The organism is Dyadobacter chenhuakuii (assembly GCF_023821985.2).
Lineage (GTDB): Bacteria > Bacteroidota > Bacteroidia > Cytophagales > Spirosomataceae > Dyadobacter > Dyadobacter chenhuakuii.
Genome location: NZ_CP098805.1, coordinates 550,405 through 569,907, shown reverse-complemented (window position 1 = coordinate 569,907; position 19,503 = coordinate 550,405). Strand labels below are relative to the sequence as shown.

General features: G+C 48.2%; 14 protein-coding genes. 5 read left to right on the top strand and 9 right to left on the bottom strand.

Going from position 1 to position 19,503, the window contains the following annotated elements:
* Positions 1-44: 44 nt before the first annotated feature.
* Positions 45-1,706, bottom strand: a complete 1,662-nt coding sequence (locus NFI80_RS02385) for a carboxylesterase/lipase family protein (RefSeq protein ID WP_235165043.1) — start codon at positions 1,704-1,706, stop codon at positions 45-47.
* A 294-nt stretch (positions 1,707-2,000) separates the two neighbouring features.
* On the opposite strand from NFI80_RS02385, the gene NFI80_RS02380 reads away from it, so the two are divergent.
* The 4 genes from NFI80_RS02380 to NFI80_RS02365 all read left to right on the top strand — a co-directional run bounded on the left by NFI80_RS02380 (position 2,001) and on the right by NFI80_RS02365 (position 3,935).
* Complete coding sequence (locus tag NFI80_RS02380; protein ID WP_235165044.1) at positions 2,001-2,660, top strand: flavin reductase family protein; 660 nt, start codon at positions 2,001-2,003, stop codon at positions 2,658-2,660.
* A gap of 165 nt (positions 2,661-2,825) precedes the next feature.
* Positions 2,826-3,254, top strand: coding sequence for a helix-turn-helix domain-containing protein (locus NFI80_RS02375; RefSeq protein ID WP_235165045.1), 429 nt, complete (start codon positions 2,826-2,828; stop codon positions 3,252-3,254).
* A gap of 66 nt (positions 3,255-3,320) precedes the next feature.
* Complete coding sequence (locus NFI80_RS02370; protein ID WP_235165046.1) at positions 3,321-3,599, top strand: type II toxin-antitoxin system RelE/ParE family toxin; 279 nt, start codon at positions 3,321-3,323, stop codon at positions 3,597-3,599.
* Positions 3,600-3,611: 12 nt separating this feature from the next.
* Positions 3,612-3,935 carry a HigA family addiction module antitoxin gene (locus NFI80_RS02365; protein WP_235165047.1) on the top strand — a complete coding sequence of 108 codons (324 nt, stop codon included), beginning with the start codon at positions 3,612-3,614 and terminating at the stop codon, positions 3,933-3,935.
* 111 nt (positions 3,936-4,046) lie between these two features.
* Here NFI80_RS02365 and NFI80_RS02360 read toward each other — a convergent pair whose 3' ends face one another.
* Genes NFI80_RS02360 through NFI80_RS02345 form a run of 4 tightly spaced genes read right to left on the bottom strand, consistent with a single transcriptional unit; the run spans position 4,047 to position 7,594 of the window.
* Positions 4,047-5,009 carry an alpha/beta fold hydrolase gene (locus NFI80_RS02360; RefSeq protein WP_235165048.1) on the bottom strand — a complete coding sequence of 321 codons (963 nt, stop codon included), beginning with the start codon at positions 5,007-5,009 and terminating at the stop codon, positions 4,047-4,049.
* A 14-nt stretch (positions 5,010-5,023) separates the two neighbouring features.
* Positions 5,024-5,953 carry a ClpXP adapter SpxH family protein gene (locus tag NFI80_RS02355; protein ID WP_235165049.1) on the bottom strand — a complete coding sequence of 310 codons (930 nt, stop codon included), beginning with the start codon at positions 5,951-5,953 and terminating at the stop codon, positions 5,024-5,026.
* Between the two features lie 4 nt (positions 5,954-5,957).
* A complete protein-coding gene (locus NFI80_RS02350; RefSeq protein WP_233796421.1) occupies positions 5,958-6,527 on the bottom strand; it encodes a DJ-1/PfpI family protein in 570 nt (189 codons plus the stop codon).
* A gap of 44 nt (positions 6,528-6,571) precedes the next feature.
* On the bottom strand, positions 6,572-7,594 hold the full coding sequence (locus tag NFI80_RS02345; RefSeq protein ID WP_235165050.1) for an LLM class flavin-dependent oxidoreductase: 1,023 nt from the start codon (positions 7,592-7,594) through the stop codon (positions 6,572-6,574).
* 136 nt (positions 7,595-7,730) lie between these two features.
* On the opposite strand from NFI80_RS02345, the gene NFI80_RS02340 reads away from it, so the two are divergent.
* On the top strand, positions 7,731-8,756 hold the full coding sequence (locus NFI80_RS02340) for an LLM class flavin-dependent oxidoreductase (RefSeq protein WP_235165051.1): 1,026 nt from the start codon (positions 7,731-7,733) through the stop codon (positions 8,754-8,756).
* 32 nt (positions 8,757-8,788) lie between these two features.
* Here the strand turns inward: NFI80_RS02340 and NFI80_RS02335 are convergent, their stop codons facing one another.
* The 4 genes from NFI80_RS02335 to NFI80_RS02320 form a co-directional block, all read right to left on the bottom strand.
* Positions 8,789-12,235, bottom strand: coding sequence for a VCBS repeat-containing protein (locus NFI80_RS02335; protein ID WP_235165052.1), 3,447 nt, complete (start codon positions 12,233-12,235; stop codon positions 8,789-8,791).
* A gap of 145 nt (positions 12,236-12,380) precedes the next feature.
* Positions 12,381-13,922, bottom strand: a complete 1,542-nt coding sequence (locus NFI80_RS02330) for a RagB/SusD family nutrient uptake outer membrane protein (protein ID WP_235165053.1) — start codon at positions 13,920-13,922, stop codon at positions 12,381-12,383.
* 28 nt (positions 13,923-13,950) lie between these two features.
* Positions 13,951-17,094, bottom strand: coding sequence for a SusC/RagA family TonB-linked outer membrane protein (locus NFI80_RS02325; protein WP_235165054.1), 3,144 nt, complete (start codon positions 17,092-17,094; stop codon positions 13,951-13,953).
* A 228-nt stretch (positions 17,095-17,322) separates the two neighbouring features.
* A complete protein-coding gene (locus tag NFI80_RS02320; protein WP_235165055.1) occupies positions 17,323-19,500 on the bottom strand; it encodes an alpha-glucuronidase family glycosyl hydrolase in 2,178 nt (725 codons plus the stop codon).
* Positions 19,501-19,503 lie beyond the last annotated feature (3 nt).

Sequence of the window (19,503 nt, the reverse complement as noted above, 5' to 3'; positions counted from 1 at the left end):
GTGGAACATTGGCGCTGGATTATCTATTCCCCATAGCCATAAGGTTAAAGCTTCCCAAGTGCTCTCCACGTGGCGAGCTCCTGTGCGAAGCGGTCGTTGATGATCTCGCATTTTGTATCAATGCGCATCGTGGGCCGGTCTTTCAGATTGTAAGCGGGCCATTCAGGGACGTCCTTTGCGGCTGGTTTGCCGGTTCTGGCGAATGTAGTCCAGAGCTCAGCGAAATGATTGGAAGCAACAAAACGGTCGGGATTGTTTCCACCGAAGAAACTTTCCTTTGGCGCAGAGCCGTCGCGCGGCGGGATCTCATTGTTGAATTTGAATGAAATGTCCATCGCATGCGGTGTGCCCATGGCGTAGTCCGTGCCAGGGATCTTTTTCTCAGATTTATATCCGAAATTATACAGGTAAACGGGTGCCCCGCCTTGTTTAACTTTTCTTTCTGCAATGGTCACGGAGCCTAGTCCCATCATGGCAATGGAAGAGATCGCCACAAAAACATCCGGTGCCGAGGCATTGGGATTGGCTTTCCGATAGGTTTCAATCAGCTTGTCGGTATTCTCGCCATATCTGGGTTCGAGTTTCTTTTTCAGTCCTTCAAAATCGATTTTAAACGATTCCGTATCCTTGCGTTCCCAGGCAAAAAAAGTGTGCTCATCCTCATTCCAGCCAACCAATAACGGTTTGCTTTTGGAGATCTCAGGCGCCACCGGATCAAAAGGATGCTGCGGCAAAACAACGCCATCCACAACCGGCCCGAAACCGCCTGCGCTGCGCTGCATAGCTTCCCTATTATTCGTTTTTTCAATAAATGGCGGAACAAACGGCAGCTTAGCCTGCATCGCCAGTAAGTCAGCAGCCGGAATGTTGAGTAATTTTTTCCAATCTTTTGCAGCAATGTTCAACTCCTTCAAAAGCATTGCCGTTGTCTCTGCCGCAGTTTCCTTGGTCGTCATCCGCACACCCGGTCCACTTTCGATAGAGGCTTTGTTGAAGTAAGGCGCTGCGGCCGGCATGGTGTACAAGCAGGATGTTTTGGCTCCCCCACCCGATTCCCCGAAAATCATGACATTATCAGGATCACCGCCAAATTGCGCAATGTTCTGATTCACCCATTTCAATCCGTCCGCAATATCGAGCATGCCCATGTTGCCCGAGCCTGCATATTCAGGACCGGCGATTTCGTCCAGATAAAGGAAGCCAAGCAAACCCAGGCGGTGATTGGTCTGCACGACAACGACATCAAAATTCCGGGCAAGATTGGACCCATCCTGACTCTGCGAAGCCCCCGATCCGCCTACAAAACCGCCTCCGTGACTGTAAAACATCACAGGCCGCTTCCTATTGTCATTCGCCGGTGTCCATACATTCAGAAACAAACAATCCTCCGAAGGCGCGGGCTCATTCCGCCTGGGTGGCTGCATGGCGGGTGCCCCAAATTGCGTGGCATCCCGCACACCCGTCCACGGCTGCAAAGGTGCCGGTCGCCGAAACCTTCGGTTCCCTGAAATCTTACCGCCATAAGGCACGCCTTTGAACACATTCACACCATCATTGCGAACACCCTTGATTTTTCCTGTATTAATCTCTGTTTCAATAAACTCGTCAGGCCTGCGCGCTGATGTAAAACCGAATCCTGCCGTAGCGGCCGCGGCGCCTGCCAACGAGAGTTGGGATAGAAAAACTCTTCTGTCAATGATGTTCATAGTAATCAAAAAGGATGGTTAGGTTCAAAAGCTGGAAATGCCTGAATAGCAAGAGTGCAAGATAATACAGAAAAAGTCTAATCGACTTATACATATTACTGAATCCCCTACCACTTTTACTGGTTATGCTATTTTGTTAAAGGTTGAAAAACTGATCTTTTAGGGATACTTTTTATTTATACCAAAACATTCCAACACCCATATTTGTAATGCGATATCGTGTTACATTTGGAATAAAGACACGCGTGATAGTTATCATAACAAGGCGGTCTGGGTAAATAAAAGGAGATTAACATGAGTAATATCAAAAGCGGGAAAGTAAGCGCAACAGACATTGCCGCAATGGAAAAACAATATCGGATTTGCCTGATCAACAGTCTGCTAAGCTACAAATCACTGAATTTACTGGGCACGATCAGTGAGGCCGGAACGACAAATTTGTGTGTGATCAGCTCTGCTTTTCACCTGGGTGCCAACCCGCCGCTCATTGGAATGGTCATGCGGCCTGCACGCGAACACAACGACACGCTTCGCAACATCAAAGCAACCGGACAATTTACCCTGAACAATGTCCTGCCCGACTGGTATAAGCAGGCGCATCAGACCAGTGCCAGCTATCCTTCCGGTGTTTCGGAATTCGGGACGTGTGGATTTGATGAACACTACGTCGCCGGGTTCAATGCACCTTTTGTGGCACAATCAACCGTCCGTGTTGGCCTGCAACTCCGCGAGATTATTCCGATGGAAATCAACCAGACCAGCATTGTAATCGGGGAAATTGTTGAAGTTATAGTAAACGATGTCCTGATGGGCAAGGACGGCACCATCGATCATGTTGAGGCTAAAACAGTGACCGTAGCAGGTCTGGACGCTTATTTTCTTCCGCAATCCATCGCAAGGCTGGCCTACGCCAAACCCGGGATTGAGCCACAGGAATTAAACCAGCCTAGCTGAAAGATGATGATCCTAACCAGATTTTCATGCAACAAGCTTCTTATCGCGACGGGTCAGCTCGCTGTACATTATGGAAAAACGGCTCGGCTGATCTGAGAACAAAATATCCGGAAGGATTCCGGCGGATTTACATAAATTGCTTTTTTTAATCAAACAGCCTTTCACATGACACATGCTAACGCCAACCCAAAAATTCACGAAGGCCGTAACATCAGGCGATTCCGGGAAATGCTGGCGATAAAACAGGACACCCTCGCATTTCAGCTTGGCCAGGATTGGAACCAGCAAAAAGTCTCTTTACTCGAACAAAAAGAAAAGATTGACTCTGATATTTTAGAACAAATCGCTTCAATTCTGAAAATTCCGGCTGAGGCGATTCAAAATTTTGATGAAGAGAAGGCGGTCACAATTATTTCCAACACATTTAATACCCATGACCAATCGAATGGGATGAATGTGTATCCGACAATCTACAACAATCCCGTTGAAGAAATAAGAAAGCTGCATGATGAAAAAATGGACCTGTACGAGCGAATGTTGAAAGAAAAGGATGAGATGATTGGGAGGTTAGAGCGCTTGATTGGCAGGGAATAATAACAAATCAAAAAAGCACACTATAAAATCGATGACACGTGACACGTTTCGTGTTGCACTTACGTTATGATTATAAGTTTTCGACATAAAGGTTTGCAGCTTTACGCAACCAAAGGTGACCGCTCAAAGCTACAACAAAACCACGTTTCAAGAATCAGACTGATTATTAGCCGTCTTAACAGGGCAACGGAACCAGAAATGATGAACCAAGCCGGATATTATTTTCATGCTCTAAAAGGCGATTTTAAGGGTTACTTTTCGGTTAGAGTATCAGGAAATTGGCGTATTATCTTTCGTTTCGATGGAGAGAATGCCGCAGACGTTGACTACATAGACTATCATTAGAAAAAAAATACTATGGTTTTATTTGACCCCGCCCATCCGGGCGAACTGATCCGTGAAACGCTTGATGGGATTTACGAGGAGACAGGGAAAAGACTTACTGTCGAGCATGTTGCCGAAATCTTAGGGACTACCCGTAAAACCCTGTCCGCTATTATTAATGGAAAATCTGCAGTGTCGCCTGAAATGGCAATTCGACTGGGTGCAGCCTTCCCTAATACTACTGCGGAATTTTGGCTAGGTGTGCAGAAAGACTATAACCTGGCGCAAGCTAGAAAACGCGTAGATGCATCTAATATTCGTGCAATATGGGAACCAAAGGCGATGCAGCCAGCATAATAATTGCAAAGTCGGATCTGCCACAAGCCTTGCTCTCACCAATGCCCGTGCCAAGATTTACCCTCGACGCTGTATGACCGATGGAAACTCTTCTTCATAACAAATTCACACCTACCTAACCGACCCTACCCAAGAACTTATCGCATTTAAAAATGCCTCCTGCTGGTCAATGAACAATGTGTGGGAGCAATTATCGAGGTATTTAATATGGTTATCTCCGATTATATTGCTGAGTTCGGAGATCTGGTCGGTTGAATAGAGACCGTCCTGTTTTCCATATAGGGCAAATATTGGGAGTCCTTTTTGATGTAAATATTCCAATTGTGGCGTAACATCAATGTTGTGCCTGGGTTCGTGCTCCCAGAACGTTGATACGGCGCGCTCGTTTTTTACGTATCCGGTGATCAGCGGGTTAGTTTTGTAAGTTTCGTAAATGGCTTTTGCACGGTCGTTTGGCTCTTTCAGGTTGAAGAATCCGTTCGCTGATGCGTGTTTGAAAACCAATGTTCGATAGGCCAGCGAGTTTGTATCCATCTTTGCTATCGATGCGAGCTCGTTTAAGTTTGAGGAGTCTTTTTTGTTCTCATAAATGGCTCCCACAGCACGAAGAATTGTATCATAGGATTTTTGCTGTGATACCAACGCGCTGCACAATGTCAGTGATTTCACCATATCGGGATGCTTTTGAGCAAATTGCGCAGCAACCAAACCGCCAAAGCTGAAAGCAAGCAACGAAGCCTTTTTTAAATTATAATGCTTGTAAATCCCTCTCAGATCATCAAAAGCTTCATCAAAATTCATTTCTGCATTACCATCAGCAGACCGACCTTCGCCCCTGCGGTCATATATGATGACGTAAAATCCTCTGTCAGCGAGTAACTGAGCCGTAGTTGCCTCGAAAAATACGCTGCTGCCGCCCGGGCCGCCATGCAGAAATATGACAGGATGCGCTTTTTTATCACCAAATGAACGACTATACAAGGCCTGTGACAGACTTACCGTTGGAAATGCAAAAATGAAAATGACAATTAGCCGGATGAAGGCCGAAATACCTGATGGTGACTTTGGAAACATTCTTTTTTTGGTGATTATGAGCCGTGCTGGCCCAATATACGCCATAGCGAACCATTCTTCGTGACCACTTCATCTAAGTTTCCGGACTTGACCAATGTTTGCAGGAACTGCCCGGCCTGCTCCCGCGGCATTTCGGAAAGTTCAGAAAACTCTCTCGCAGTCAGCGTGTTGTATTTGGTGAATAGCTTTTGCCAGTCCGTGTCAATGCTCTTTTTGGATGCGGCGGGGAATTGTTTTAGCAATGCTTCTTCGTATACGGCATAAGGTTTGGTACCATAAACTTTTTCCTGATTACCCTCGCTGTCAACGAAAAACATGGTCGGGAAACCTCTGACGCCCAGTTGTGCTGCTAATTGTAAATCCTCCTCAAACAGGCCCTTGGCCTCACCATTGTAATCAATCTCAAACTGTTCCACATTCAGGCCGGCCTTTTCTGCTGCCGCTGCCATATGTTCCCATTTTGCAATGTTGATCTTTTCCAAAAAAAGCATTTCTCTCGACAACCGGAGAAAGTGGATGGCCTTGTCGTGACCTTGCAATTGGGCTGCCTTAAATGCGATGGATGGAGGATAGGACGAATTGAGCGGATCTTCCAGCCACACGTCCCCATCGATAGGCATGTCATAATGCCGGCTTACCTCATCCCAATGATGCGCCACGTCGGAAGGTTTACTGATCCCGCCGCTGTTATAACTCCAATCCGGCAGCAGGCCGCCCATACGGTAATCGATCTCGAAGTAATCCCCATACTCCAATTTCAGCTTACGCAGCTGAGGCTCAATGCCCCAGCAGGAAGAGCAAATCGGGTCGGTGAAATAAATGACTTTAACTGGCTTATGAGTGGCAGCTTCCGTTTGCACGGTTGTTTCTAAAGAAGAATCAGGCATTTCACAAACGCCTGATTCTATATCGCATAAAAGCGGATTACTATTTGTCGTTTCCATGATACTACGCTTGCACTTCCTCCACCTCTTTGAAACAGGTAAAAACTTCGCGATAAAAATCCGGGTGCGATTGCCAGGTTTGGCCGGTCACAATGTTCCCGTCGCGCACAGCTTCCAGCGTCGAGTAAGTGCCGCCACCCATTTCAATTTCAGTCCTAACGTGCTCATAGGCGGTGAGCGTCCGGTCCTTGGCTAATCCGGCCGTAACCAGGATCTGTATGCCGTGGCAGATGGCGAAGACCCATTTACCCTGTCTGTCAAACTCACGGACCACTTCCAGCAGCGCGGCATGGTTGCGCAGATATTCCGGAGCGCGGCCTCCCAGCAGCAGAATGGCATCGTAGTCGCTTACTACAACGTCCTCAATCGTCAGGTCCGAAGCCAGGCAGTAACCAGGGCGCTCCACATATGTATCCCAACCAATTTCAAAATCGTGCATTACCAGATTAAGCCTGCGCTTGCTTGGGGCGGCTATCACGGCAATGTCACCTTCTTCCTGAAAGCGGTGAACGGCATAGAGGGTTTCGTAACTTTCGCCACCATCACCGGTAACGATCAATATTCTGCGATTCATAGTAAAAGGATTTTAAGACAATTCTGTTTGAACTTTACCTACTTTCATCGCCATCCCAGCCCTGGTACAACGTGCTCCAGAATCGACGACAGCACATGCACATTATAATCCACTCCCAGTGTATTCGGAATGGTTAAAAGGATTGTGTCCGCTTCCTGAAGTGCTTCGTCCTGTGACAATTCTTTGATAAGCTTATCCGGCTCTGCGGCGTAACTTCTGCCGAAAATAGCGCGTTTATCTTGTTCGATCATGCCAATCTTGTCACGATCGCGGTTTTCATGCCCGAAGTACATGCGGTCCTGATCGTTCATCAATGCAAAAATCGACCGGCTCACCGAAACCCTCGGTTCCCGTTTGTGACCCGCTTTTTTCCAGGCATCTTTGTATAACCTGATCTGCTCGGCTTGCTGCACGTGAAAAGGCTTGCCGCCTTCATCGTATTTCAATGTTGAACTTTGCAGGTACATCCCGTTTTCGGCAGCCCATACAGCAGTAGCATTGGAAGCCGCGCCCCACCAGATACGCTCGCGCAGACCTTCGGAGTAAGGTTCCAGACGCAGTAAGCCCGGCGGGTTCGGGAACATCGGGTAAGGATTAGGCTGTGCGAATCCCACACCATTCAGCCTTTCCAGAAATTCAAGTGCTTTGCGACGTCCCATTTCTGCGTCGGTTTCTCCGTCAGCGGGTTCATATCCGAAATAGCGCCAGCCGTCGATCACCTGCTCCGGCGATCCTCTGCTGATGCCGAGTTGCAATCGCCCTTCGGAAATAAGATCCGCAGCGCCTGCATCTTCAACCATATAGAGCGGGTTTTCATAACGCATATCAATGACGCCCGTTCCGATTTCAATCTTGCTTGTTTTGGCACCAACGGCCGAAAGCAAGGGAAAAGGCGATGCTAACTGAGATGCAAAATGATGTACCCGAAAATAAGCACCGTCTAAACCGATCTCCTCGGCCGCAACAGCCAGATCAATGGATTGAAGCAATGTATCGCTCGCAGTTCGGGCGTTGTATGCCGGATGGTTTGACCAATGCCCGAATGATAAAAATCCTATTTTTTTCATAAGTTCCTTTCACAGTCATTTACATATTAGACAGATAATCCAGCCTTAAAAGTTCCTGACAGCAGTAAGCCGAACGCGTTATCTTTGGGTGAAGAACAAGTACATTTGCAGCGCTTTTAAACAAAAGGTAAATAAAATGGAAATTGGAATTGATAGTTTCGCATCCGCCATGTACGGCAGCGATGCCCTCGAAGGTGTGGACGCAATGGAGCAGTTACTGGATAGGATCTCAATGGCAGATCAGTCCGGACTGGACGTCTTCGGCATTGGTGAACATCATAAAAAAGAATTTCTGGATTCGGCCCCTGCTGTAATCCTCGCGGCAGCTGCCGCCAGAACAAAAAATATTCGCCTTACCAGCGCTGTAACCGTTTTAAGCACGTCCGACCCTGTCCGGGTTTATCAGAGTTTCGCCACACTGGACCTCATTTCCAAAGGACGGGCAGAGCTCGTGGTAGGTCGTGGCTCAGCAATTGATGCCTATCCGCTTTTTGGATTTAACCTCAATGACTACGATGCACTGTTTAAAGAAAAACTGGATCTCTTGCTGAAAATCCGGGAAAACGAATTTGTCACATGGTCAGGCAAATTCAGGCCGGCTTTAAATAATCAACCTGTTTACCCAAGATCGCTTCAAGAGAAATTGCCTGTATGGCTGGGTGTAGGCGGCACGCCCGAATCATTCGCCAGAGCGGGGAGATTGGGTTTGCCGTTAATGGTGGCAATCATTGGCGGCGAAACGGAGCGCTTCCGTCCGTTGATCGATCTGTATCGCGAAGAAGGTCACAAGGCAGGTTTCAGACCGGATCAATTGAAAGTAGGGTTACATTCACCAGGCTATGTTGCGGCAACGGACGAGCTGGCCATCGACGAATATTATCCGGGTTATGCCGAACTCTGGACCAAGCTGGGCAGAGAAAGAGGCTGGCCACCGGTTACGAGACGGCAATTCGACGCACTGATCGCGCCCCGGGGCGTTCTGGTTGTTGGCGGACCGGAAAAAGTGGCGGAAAAGTTGCTTAACCACAGCAAGGCACTCGGCGGTGTCGACCGGTTTACATTTCAAATGGATAATGCAGGACTTACGCACCAGCAGCTAATGCGTTCCATTGAACTGATCGGCACAAAAGTTATCCCGCTGCTAAAAAGGAATGTTGACTGAGCTGAATTGAATGACGCGCCTGCCGGATGATCTTATCGGGATGCGGCTGCATGCGCTGCCTGGACTAAGCTTCCTTTTTTAGGTTTTACACTATTTAATCTGCTGACCTGTATCGTGCCCGAATTGATCGCCGTCAATAGGAGCCGTTGCTGGTCAGCAGTTTTTATAAAAATACTTTTCCGGGCATCGCCTCTGATCATCAGCCCGCTTTCGGCGCAGTTTGTTGGTGTAAACTTCCCTTTTCCATTCCCTAGCAACAGCAATCCCGTGGATGCATCCTGTCTGCCCATATTTACTTCATTGGGATAAAAGTTGCCGGTCAGGATCACATCTTCATGCCCGTCTGCATTCACATCGGCCGTCGCAATGCCAAATACGGGTGATTTTTGCGCTTCGACAGGCAATGCTCGTATCTTAAAATTCCCTTGTCCGATGTTCTCAATGTAAGCGCTTTGGAGGTAAGTCGCTTCTGCGGAATAGGCATCTTTAATTTCATCGCCCGAAAGCAAATCGTCGAAAGTAACCTGCGCATAGTCTGCATAATGCGGGAATTTGCGACGGAACTGTATCACCTGCTGATTCAACGCGTCGCGGGGGACGCTTGGATAGCGCTTACCCTGAATGAAATAGCCCATTAAGGGGTCAAAAGTGCCATCACCGTTGAAATCTTTTGCCACAATCTTGATCGGTTCCTTCTCAGAAGCACGATAAAATGTATTCAAACCCTCATTACCGGCAACAAAATCAATGTCTCCATCATGATCAAAATCGACAGCTGCAATGCTGTTCCACCAACCCGTGAATTGACCCAAGCCGGTTGTCTTTTGAGATTGCAGTGATTTTCCTTGTTTGTTCTCAAAAATGCGGATCGGCATCCATTCACCCGCCAGCACGAGGTCATCAAATCCATCCTGATTGGTATCAGCCCACAATGCACTGCATATCATGCCCACATTGCGGAGCTCGGGACAAAATTGGGAGGTGACATCGCTGAAATGCGGCTGACCGTTTTTCGAGTCATTCCTGAGCAGATAGCTGCTGGCAGGAAGCGGATATTTCCCCGGGATACTGCGACCGCCAATGAAAATGTCCAGGTCGCCGTCTTTGTCAAAATCACTCGTTACCAGACAGGAACTGCTTAATGAAATCGCCGGAAAGGCCGATTGCGCTGCTGGCGTGAAGTTTCCCTTACCATCATTCAGGTATAATTGTACATTGTAAAAAACCTTTTCAGTCACAGGCAGTTCATTTCCCCCGTTTGAGACCAGCAGATCGAGGTCACCATCTTTGTCCGCGTCCAGGAAAACAGCGGCAGCATTTTCGTGCAAAGAATCCTGAGAAACAATGCGCTTTTCAAACCTACCGAAGGTCGTTTGCAGGAACATTGCGGGCTTCGCTCCCCGATAACTTCCTCCTGCAAAAATATCCTCCAGACCATCCCCATTCACATCGCCCAACGCGATCGCAAAGCCGTTTTTAGACAGCATTTTGTGCATAGTAGCAGTCTGTTTGAAATCAATAAAATTGCCTTCCTTGTGCTGAAAGTCAATGTTCATTTGTTTTGAAATGTCGGTAAAATAATGTTGCGGCTTCGGCTTGGTTAATGCTGGCTTTTCGGATTGCAATGCATCTTTCTGGTTTAAAATCAACCGCTTATTGGCAGCAATGCCAGAAAGTTTCTGTGACCTGCCCCCCGGCCACACCACTTCCAGACTATCAATGAATGCATGGTTTCCGATCCCAAAATGCAGCACCGGGTCCACGGAAGACTGAAATCCCCTTACAACGCTCATTTCAGCATATTGCTTTGTTTTGCCCGTCCAGATCATAACCTTGCTTCCAATCCCGGACAAGTTGCCCTTTGCTCCATTAAATGCAATGGACAGGAAGTTTGATGTTCCTTTTTCCCGGCTATTGTTCTGGTATATAAATGCTTCTGAATCAATATTATTGACAACCAGATCGAGGTCACCATCGCCGTCCAGATCGGCGTAGGCGGCACCGTTGGAGTAGGAAAGTTCGTCGAGCCCCCATGCTTTGGAGGTGTTGGAAAATGTAAGGTTATCAGCATTCTTATAGGCATAATTGGCGATCTGCACCTCAGGCACTTTTTTGATCAGTTCCAATGCATTCTGCTGTTTGAAATTATTGGTGCCAAAATTTGAGAAATCTTCTTTGAACTGGATAAAGTCCCGGTCCGTCACGTCGCGGCGGTAACCATTGGTGATGAAAATGTCTTTATTCCCATCATTATCAAAATCCGCGATCAGCGGCGCCCAGCTCCAATCTGTTTTGGCAATGCCGGCCAACAAACCGATCTCACTAAACACGGGCACGCCACCCGGTCCTGCACCGGCTCCCTGGTGCAGCTGCAACATGTTTCGCATATACTGCAACTGATAGCCATACTGATCCGAAATACTCATTTCCTTCCGGTCGTAATCCTGCCCCGCCAGCATTTTTTTCTGCCGAAAATTGTCCTCTGGAAGCATATCCAGCTGGAAAATGTCGGGGTAAGCATCATTGTTAATGTCGGCCACATCCAATCCCATTCCGTACAAGCTCGTATGCGCAGTCGCTTCCCGGATCACATTGTTGAAACTGGGCATTCCTGCATTTTTGATACCGTTGTTCAGGTAAAATATGTCGCTGCTGATGAAGTCATTGGAGCAATAAATATCAGGATAACCATCTTTATTCAAGTCGCTTACCGCTAATCCCAGGCCTAAGCCTTCAAATCTGACACCGGCTTCTTTTGAAACATTGGTAAAAACAGGAATCCCATTTTCACCTGCTCCATCGTTGCGAAACAGCTTGCCCGTGCTGGGATAAGAGCCGTCATGGTAGGTTTTGCGGAGATAATTAGGGTTTTGCAGGTCCGGCGCAGAATTCATCATAAAAGCATCCAGGTCGCCATCCAGGTCAGCATCGAAAAAGGCAGTCTGAACCGTGAACGAAGCATCATTTAAACCATAAGCTTTGGCCATTTCCTTGAATACAGGCGTTTGATGTTTGCCCAGGCCCTGATTTACAAAAAGCAGGTTTTCCGTGTCTTTGGCAGGAATCTTCATGTGTTTTGCCACGGAAACATAAATGTCCAGCAAGCCATCCTGGTTAATGTCCACCATAGAGATGCCCGTGCACCAGCGGTTAGTCTTCACACCGGCAGCCTCAGTAATATCTTCAAATGCCCATTTTTTAGAAAGCGTATCAATCTTGCTCAAATACAACCGGCAGCTTACCTGGTTGCCCCCAAAGAAAATATCCGGCTTCCCATCATTATTAACATCCCCGATCCCGACGCCGCCGCCATTGTAGAAGTTGGTGAATGTAAATGGGTTGATCGAGTCGTTGGGGGTTAATGTATTAGAAAAAGAAATCCCCGTTTCCGAGGATTTATGAGACGTAAAAAGGGTCTCCTGCTGTTTTTTGCAGGAAAAGATCAAGAGCAGGAAGGATAGAATGGTAAATCTTCGCATACTTTAAATGCTGTTGTTCGTGGCATTATAACCCTGACTAGCCCTGTCGCCTGTCACCCTGAGCGGAGCCGAAGGGGGGCGTCACTCCTAGGTGATGACGCCCCCTTCGGCTCCGCTCAGGGTGACAGGCGTGATGATGGGCTTACTAGTACCCCGGATTCTGATCCCCGGGCTCAATCTTCGCGTTGTTATCCACTTCTTGCTGAGGAATGGGTAGCAACTCGTGTTTGTTGGCCTGGAAGTAAGCTAGCGGTTCGGATTTTAGCTTTTTATTTTTCCTCCACCTTACAATGTCCCGGTTGCGGATTTGTTCGCCGCTTTGCTCCACACGTTTTTCGTGAACGATGGCTGCGAAGACCTGGTCTTTGGTCGAAACAGGAAATCTTGCCGTTGGATAGGCTGGCATACTTACGCTTTTGCGGGCGCGGATCATGTTCAGGTATTTTACAGCTTCGGCTGTGTTGCCCAACTCATTTTCCACTTCGGCCAGTGAAAGAATGGTTTCTGCAAAACGCATGATCCGCTGGTTGATCGCTCCTGTCAGGAATGATTCGTTCATCTTGTACATGAGCGAATATTTCTGCCAGCTCACTTTTTGAGTCATACCATCCACCACCGATGCGTTACCATTCTGCTGACCGTCCGTTAATGTGTTGGCGCCTTTGTTATATTTCTCTCCTGTGAAATAAAAGGAATCATCATAACGCGGGTCGGTTTTGGCATCACCTTTCTTGGTTTTTTCAAATTCCGAAAGCAAGCTGTTGGACGGGATCACGTTACGCCATCCGATAGCCGAATATTCCTGCGTCCGCACGGTTTCTGTTCCTGCCGTAGCGCCGTTTCCGTCACCATCCCAGTTGTACACACCGCCCGAAGGAAAGAAGTTAACCTCGAAAATAGACTCTTTGTTGAATTCAGTTTCTTCCAAAAAGTTGTCGTTGTAATTATCAACAAGCGCATAAACGCCTGAGCTGTAAACTTTGAGCAGTTCTATTTTCGCATTGGCATAATCACCTTTTTGCATATGCGCCCTGGCCAGAAGCATCTGTGCGGCACCTTTGGTGATCCGGCCCTGGTTCGCTGCATCGTAAGTCAATGGCAGATCGGCCTGGATTGCCGCCAACTCGGAAATGATAAATGCGTACACTTCTTCTTGCGGGGAACGGGGAAGGCTGCCGTCAACCGTTAACACATAATTTTTATAAAGCGGCACATCACCCCAAAGGCTAACGAGCTCATAGTAAGCATAAGCTCTCAAAAAACGCGCTTCTCCCAGCAGCCTTTTCTTGTCCGCATCAGCCAGGTCCGTCACCTTTTCCGAATTATCCACAACGGCATTGGCGCGGTGGATCAAACGGTAATAAGCCAGCCAAACTGTTCCCAAAACCGAATTTCCCGTGTCATGCGTCCCGAGCAAGAGCTGGTTACGCGGCGTTTCGAGCTGCCCGCCGCCTGCTGCCACATCGTCGCTGCGCAGGTCATGCAGGAAGAACCATTCCCTGGCGACGAGGTTATTGGATTTGAGCATGGAATACACGCTGGTAACGCCGCTATTGAGTTCCGCCCCGTTTTTATAGTAACCTTCCACGGTCACCCCATTGGGGTTTGTCTTTTCCAAAGTGTCGTCATTACAGGCGAACACGATTCCGAAAAGGCAGACATATATAATGATAAGTTTCTTTTTCATTTCAGTTTCCTTTTATAAAATTATTATATCAAAACCCTACGCTCAATCCTACCTGCAAGGTTCTTGGCTGTGGATACATACCGTAATCGATGCCGTTGATGAGCTGCGTTGCTGTATCCGTGGAAGAACCGTTCACACCGATTTCAGGATCCAGCCCGGAATATTTGGTGAAAGTCAGCAAGTTGGTTGCCGAAACATAGAAACGCGCTTTGGTAATCGTTTCTTTCGTCAATGCTGACAGGATCTTCGTCGGAATGGTGTAACCTATGCTCAGGTTTTTGATCCGCATATAAGATCCGCTTTCTACAAAACGGTCGCTGGTGCGGCTGTTGTTGTTGGGATCGCCGCTTACTGCGCGTGGCACATCGGTGTTCGTGTTGGTTGGTGTCCAGGCATTCAGCACATCAGTTCCGGCATTGAACAAACGCAACATGCCCTGCTCGATAACCTTTGTTCCATTGTAAATTTTATTTCCCTGCACTCCTTGCAGATACAATGTAAAATCGAAGTTTTTGAAATTTCCTCCCAGATTGGCTCCGTAGCTGAACTTCGGAATGAAGCTGCCCAGGTAGGTCCGGTCGGAAGGCGTGATGCGGCCATCGCCGTCACGGTCTTTGAAACGGATATCGCCCGGTGCTGCCGCGTCCAGATACTTGGTTTTGTCATCGCCATCCAATGCATTGGCCGCATTGATCTCAGCCTGATTTTGGAAAATACCATCCACTTCATAGCCGAAGAATGATTGAATGGGGTGGCCGGCTTCCGTTTTTGTAATGTCACCGCCTCCAAAATCAGCATTAGATCCTGAGAAAAGTGTTGCGCTTTGGGTTGCAAGGCTCAACACCTTGTTTCTGGTGATATCCAAATTCGCCGAAGCATTCCATTTGAAATCGCCGTCATTTTTGCTGTAACCCAACTGGAATTCATAACCCCAGTTTTTCATGCTTCCAATGTTCGACAGCGGCGAGGTTGAGTAACCCACCGAGTTGGGGATCGGGACTTGCAGCAACAATCCATCTGTTTTGCGGTTATAGGTTTCCGCAGTGAATGTGACGCTGTTATTGAACAGGGCCAGGTCAATACCGAGGTTGGTCATGGTTGTGCTTTCCCATTTCAGCTGCGTATTGGCCAGTGAGCTGAAATACGAACCCAGCACTTTGTTGCCGCCAAAAACATAATTGCTGTTATCGGCCGATACAAGTGCTTGCCATGCATAGCTTCCGATGCCGTTAAAACCCGTTTGTCCGTAGCTGGCGCGGATTTTCAACTCGGAGATTTCCGGGAGTGATTTCAAAAACTCCTCCTCACTGATCCGCCATCCCAGCGAAAGAGACGGGAATGTTCCCCATTTGTTCCCTGGCGCAAAGCGCGAAGAACCGTCACGGCGGATAGACCCGCTAAGCAGATATTTTCCGGCATATTCATAATTCAAACGTCCTACATAAGAGATCAGCGAGCTTTCGTCCAGCGTGCTTGTAGCATTTGGATTGGAGGCGCCTTGCAGCTCGTCGATGTCATTGTTTGGCCGGTAACCGGATCCGTTCAGGGTGCTGGCCCGGAAGGTTTGCTTGTCAACAATCGCTGTTACATTAAGTAAATGTTTGCCAAAATTCTTTTCAAATGTCAGCTGGTTTGTCAGCACGGGTGAGAAGAAATTGGTGCGGTTATCCTGGATCTCATATTGTGTACGCGATTTGAAACCATCATTATAAATCGGGAACTGATTGACGGTGTTCGCGGAAACGATATCTGCACCAAAGCTGAAACGGTATTTTAGAAAACTGGCCAGCTTAACCTCAGCAAACAAAGATCCCAGCAACTTCAAACGCTGGTTACGCGTCACATCCATTAATGCAATGCGGACCGGGTTATCCGGGTCACTTCCATCGGCAGCGGTTGGCGAACTGTAACCACCTGGTTTTGTTGGGTCGGTAACAGGCCAGTATGGCAGGTTACGGATCATCTGCATCACAGCAGTACGCCCTCCCCCAAATCCCTGCTCGCCGCGTGATTTGTCAAATGATACGGTCAAAGTCTGTCCAATGCTCAAAAATTTGGCGACCTGGTGATCCGAGTTGAGACGCACATTGGCACGTTTGTAATTTGTGCCAATCAAAATCCCTTCCTGGTCAAAATAGCCAGCCGATGTAAAGAAACGGGAAACAGCATTGCCTCCTGAAACTGAAATCTGGTGCTGCTGGATGGGCGCGCTGCGGAACATCACGTCCTGCCAGTTGGTATTTGTTTGGGCAAAAGTTTGCGTGGCTCCCGGATAAATGGGCTGGTTCAGATCATTCAGCCTGCCCGGCAAGGCGATCCCGGCGTTACCAAGCAAGGCCGTTGCATATTGCTTATATTGGTCTGTATTCAGCACATCCAGCTTTTTCCAGGCCGACTGCGTGCCATAATAAGTATCCAGGTTCACATGCAGCTTACCGTCTTTCGATCCTTTTTTGGTTGTGATAATGATCACACCATTTGAAGCGCGTGAGCCGTAAATGGCGGCTGAGCTTGCATCTTTCAAAACCTCCAATGATTCAATGTCCTTCGGATCCAGGTTGTTCAGGTCCCCGGCAGGAATTCCGTCAATCACATAAAGCGGCCCAGAAGCATAGTTAATACTACCGATACCCCTTATACGTACAACCGGAGTTTGGCCCGGACTACCGTTATTCACTACCCGGACGCCTGGCACTCTTCCCTGCAAAGCTTGTTCCGCACTAACCACCGGCAGTGCTGTCAGCTCTTTGGGAGAAACCGAAGATACGGCTCCGGTAAGGGATGATTTCTTTTGCGAACCATAGCCGATTACCACCATTTCTTCCAAAGCCTGGTTCTCAGCGGCCAGCCGGATTTCGATCCTGGTCTTGTTGCCCACTTCGACCTCCTGTTTGGCATACCCTATAAAGCTGAATACCAACACACTGGTTTCCGAAGGAACACTTAGTGAGAACTCTCCTTTCGTATCCGTAGTGGTTCCTACGCTACTGCCTTTCAAGGTAACATTCACACCCGGCAACGCTTCTCCATTATCGGCCGTGACCTTGCCTGCAACCTGCTTGTCTGCGAACCGGGCGGCATAACTGACCTGCATAGACAGCGCCAGTAATATCACAGCCCCGCTTAACCATGTACCCCAGAGGCGGGTAAAAATTTGTAATCGATTTTTCATAGATCCGACTTAAATGTTAAGATGACACTTGTTGAACAGCACAAAATATTCCCGGATGGGAATCAAAAAAAGACAGCTAAACGCAACTTGGAACGCAGATTAAGTCCAATTTTTAATCAAATCAATCCTATATACAAATATATAATCTTTTAGATATTTGTCAAGGCTACACTTAATAAAAATGTGAATTTTTTATGATTTTTTGCGATTCTTTGAACAGCCGGGGATTTATCTCATTAAGTACACATTAACCGACTTCTTTACCTCCTCCAATGTCTGTTTTGGTGGTTCAAAACCTGCGGGAACAGGTTGCTTCGTAAATGTTTGTAAATACAGAACCCACGCATCACGCCACCAGATCGCTTCCCTGCGCTGCACCTTCAACCGTTCTGCAACATCCGTATAAATTTGTGGATCAAGGCTCGGTTTGGCTAGGTCCCATTGCTGCTGCATCCATACAACAGAGTCCGCGCCAGTATAAAAACGGGTGCAAAGTTCCTCCCACAATGTCCTGCCAGTGCTCAGTTTTTTATCCCAGCGAACGTGATGGAACCAGAGCAGGTAAGGAAGTGGTGTTTGGTCAGGATTGTTCCATTGTTTCTGAACTTCCGGCCGGTACTGGGCCAATGCGTTGCTTCCGGAAGCTGTCCGGTCGAAACCCAGCCCGATTGAGTCAGCACGATGATAGTAAACGGCGGTCCAATCCGGGCGCGAGCCCTTGTTTTGCCAGGGTTCGGGGGCGAAATGGACGCCCATCCAGGGACGGGAGAGGCCGAGCGGCGTGTTGTAATCGACGTAAATTTCGCGGGAACGAAGCATTAATGCGGTAATGTGCCCGCTTGCTTTTGGATTTTGGGTCAAGGTCAAGGCAATCCATTCTCTGGCGATCTGTTCTGAGGTTAACTGATGGTCCCAGCTTAGTCTTCCGAATGCATACCAGTTGGCCTGCGCCAGCGGATGACCCGTCCAGTTGCGGCTGTTGCCTGTATTGGCCACGCCAGCAATAAGTGTGCGCTCATAACCGTGCAGGCTGCCATCAACAATCTTGGCAACCGTAGATCCGGCTCCGTTTACATAAGTGTCCGAATCCAGACATTCTTCAAAAATGGGCGCTTCATAAACTGCGTGGGTTGCAAAGCCCAGATATTCCTGCGTGATTTGAAATTCGATGCCCAGCGGCGTTTTGGGCATATTGCCGAACAGCGGCGAGAATGGTTCGCGGGGCTGGAAATCAATAGGACCGTTCTTGACCTGAACAATTACTTTGGGATCAAATTTTCCATCCAAAGGCACAAATTCCTCGTGCGCCGCTTTGAAGCGATCCGCATTGGGATCGGCTTTGTAAACAAACGCACGCCAGATCACAATGCCGTCATAAGGCTTGAATGCTTCGGCCAGCATGTTGGCCCCGTCGGCGTGGATGCGGCCGTAATCCTGCGGGCCCGGTTCTCCTTCTGAATTGGCTTTAACCAAAAACCCGCCGAAATCAGGAATTTCCTTGTAAATCTGGGCAACCTTCTCTTTCCACCACGCGCGCACCTGCGGGTCGAGCGGATCAGATGTTTTAAGTCCACCTAATGTTTTGGGCGCAGCAAAATATACGGACAAGTAAGTTTTGATCCCATATTTCCGCATCACATTCGCCACCGCCGCCACCTTCACAATGTATTCCTGTGACATGAACCGAGCGCTTGCATTCACATTGTTAAGTACAGTTCCATTAATGCCCAAAGAAGCATTGGCACGCGCATAATCCGCATAACGCGGGTCCACGCGCTCGGGCAGCTCATACCATTTCCAGAGCGATTGTCCCGCATAGCCGCGCTCAATCGTGCCATCCGGATTATCCCAATGGTTCAGCATCCGGTAACGCACTCTGGGGCTGCTGGCAAGGTTTAATCCCTTGACCGGCAACTGCATTTGCATATGGCGCAGCAGGGCAAATGTTCCATACAAAATCCCCTGCTCCGATTTTGAACTAATGATCATGTTGCCGCCCGACAACTGGATCCGATAACCTTCAACCGGCTGTGCAGTATCAGCGCTCGTTTCTATTTTGAAAACTATTCCACCCGACTTTCCGGCAAATGAGTTTGTGATGTTTACAGATTTACCCAAAAGTTTACCCAATCCCAATTGCAGCTCCTGAGATGCACTCTGCATGATTTCACCGCTCGCGGGCCTACCAATGAATGCTGCATATTTCAGATATTCCGATTTCACCGAAGCATTCCTGACCGGCTCATAGTTAAGCCATAACCGATAACCGTCATTCCCGTCAGAAGCTAACGGTTCGGCGTCCGACGCTTCGGCGCCCGACGCTTCGGCGCCCGACGGATCAGCTGCAAGCAGTTTGAAGCCAATCAACAGGCAGCTAAAAAGCATTAAGAAAGGGCTCTTGGTCATGAT

Coding starts and splice junctions, on each gene's coding strand:
- NFI80_RS02385 (WP_235165043.1), bottom strand. CDS start 1,706: ATGAACATCATTGACAGAAGAGTTTTTCTATCCCAACTCTCGTTGGCA.
- NFI80_RS02380 (WP_235165044.1), top strand. CDS start 2,001: ATGAGTAATATCAAAAGCGGGAAAGTAAGCGCAACAGACATTGCCGCA.
- NFI80_RS02375 (WP_235165045.1), top strand. CDS start 2,826: ATGACACATGCTAACGCCAACCCAAAAATTCACGAAGGCCGTAACATC.
- NFI80_RS02370 (WP_235165046.1), top strand. CDS start 3,321: ATGATTATAAGTTTTCGACATAAAGGTTTGCAGCTTTACGCAACCAAA.
- NFI80_RS02365 (WP_235165047.1), top strand. CDS start 3,612: ATGGTTTTATTTGACCCCGCCCATCCGGGCGAACTGATCCGTGAAACG.
- NFI80_RS02360 (WP_235165048.1), bottom strand. CDS start 5,009: ATGTTTCCAAAGTCACCATCAGGTATTTCGGCCTTCATCCGGCTAATT.
- NFI80_RS02355 (WP_235165049.1), bottom strand. CDS start 5,953: ATGGAAACGACAAATAGTAATCCGCTTTTATGCGATATAGAATCAGGC.
- NFI80_RS02350 (WP_233796421.1), bottom strand. CDS start 6,527: ATGAATCGCAGAATATTGATCGTTACCGGTGATGGTGGCGAAAGTTAC.
- NFI80_RS02345 (WP_235165050.1), bottom strand. CDS start 7,594: ATGAAAAAAATAGGATTTTTATCATTCGGGCATTGGTCAAACCATCCG.
- NFI80_RS02340 (WP_235165051.1), top strand. CDS start 7,731: ATGGAAATTGGAATTGATAGTTTCGCATCCGCCATGTACGGCAGCGAT.
- NFI80_RS02335 (WP_235165052.1), bottom strand. CDS start 12,235: ATGCGAAGATTTACCATTCTATCCTTCCTGCTCTTGATCTTTTCCTGC.
- NFI80_RS02330 (WP_235165053.1), bottom strand. CDS start 13,922: ATGAAAAAGAAACTTATCATTATATATGTCTGCCTTTTCGGAATCGTG.
- NFI80_RS02325 (WP_235165054.1), bottom strand. CDS start 17,094: ATGAAAAATCGATTACAAATTTTTACCCGCCTCTGGGGTACATGGTTA.
- NFI80_RS02320 (WP_235165055.1), bottom strand. CDS start 19,500: ATGACCAAGAGCCCTTTCTTAATGCTTTTTAGCTGCCTGTTGATTGGC.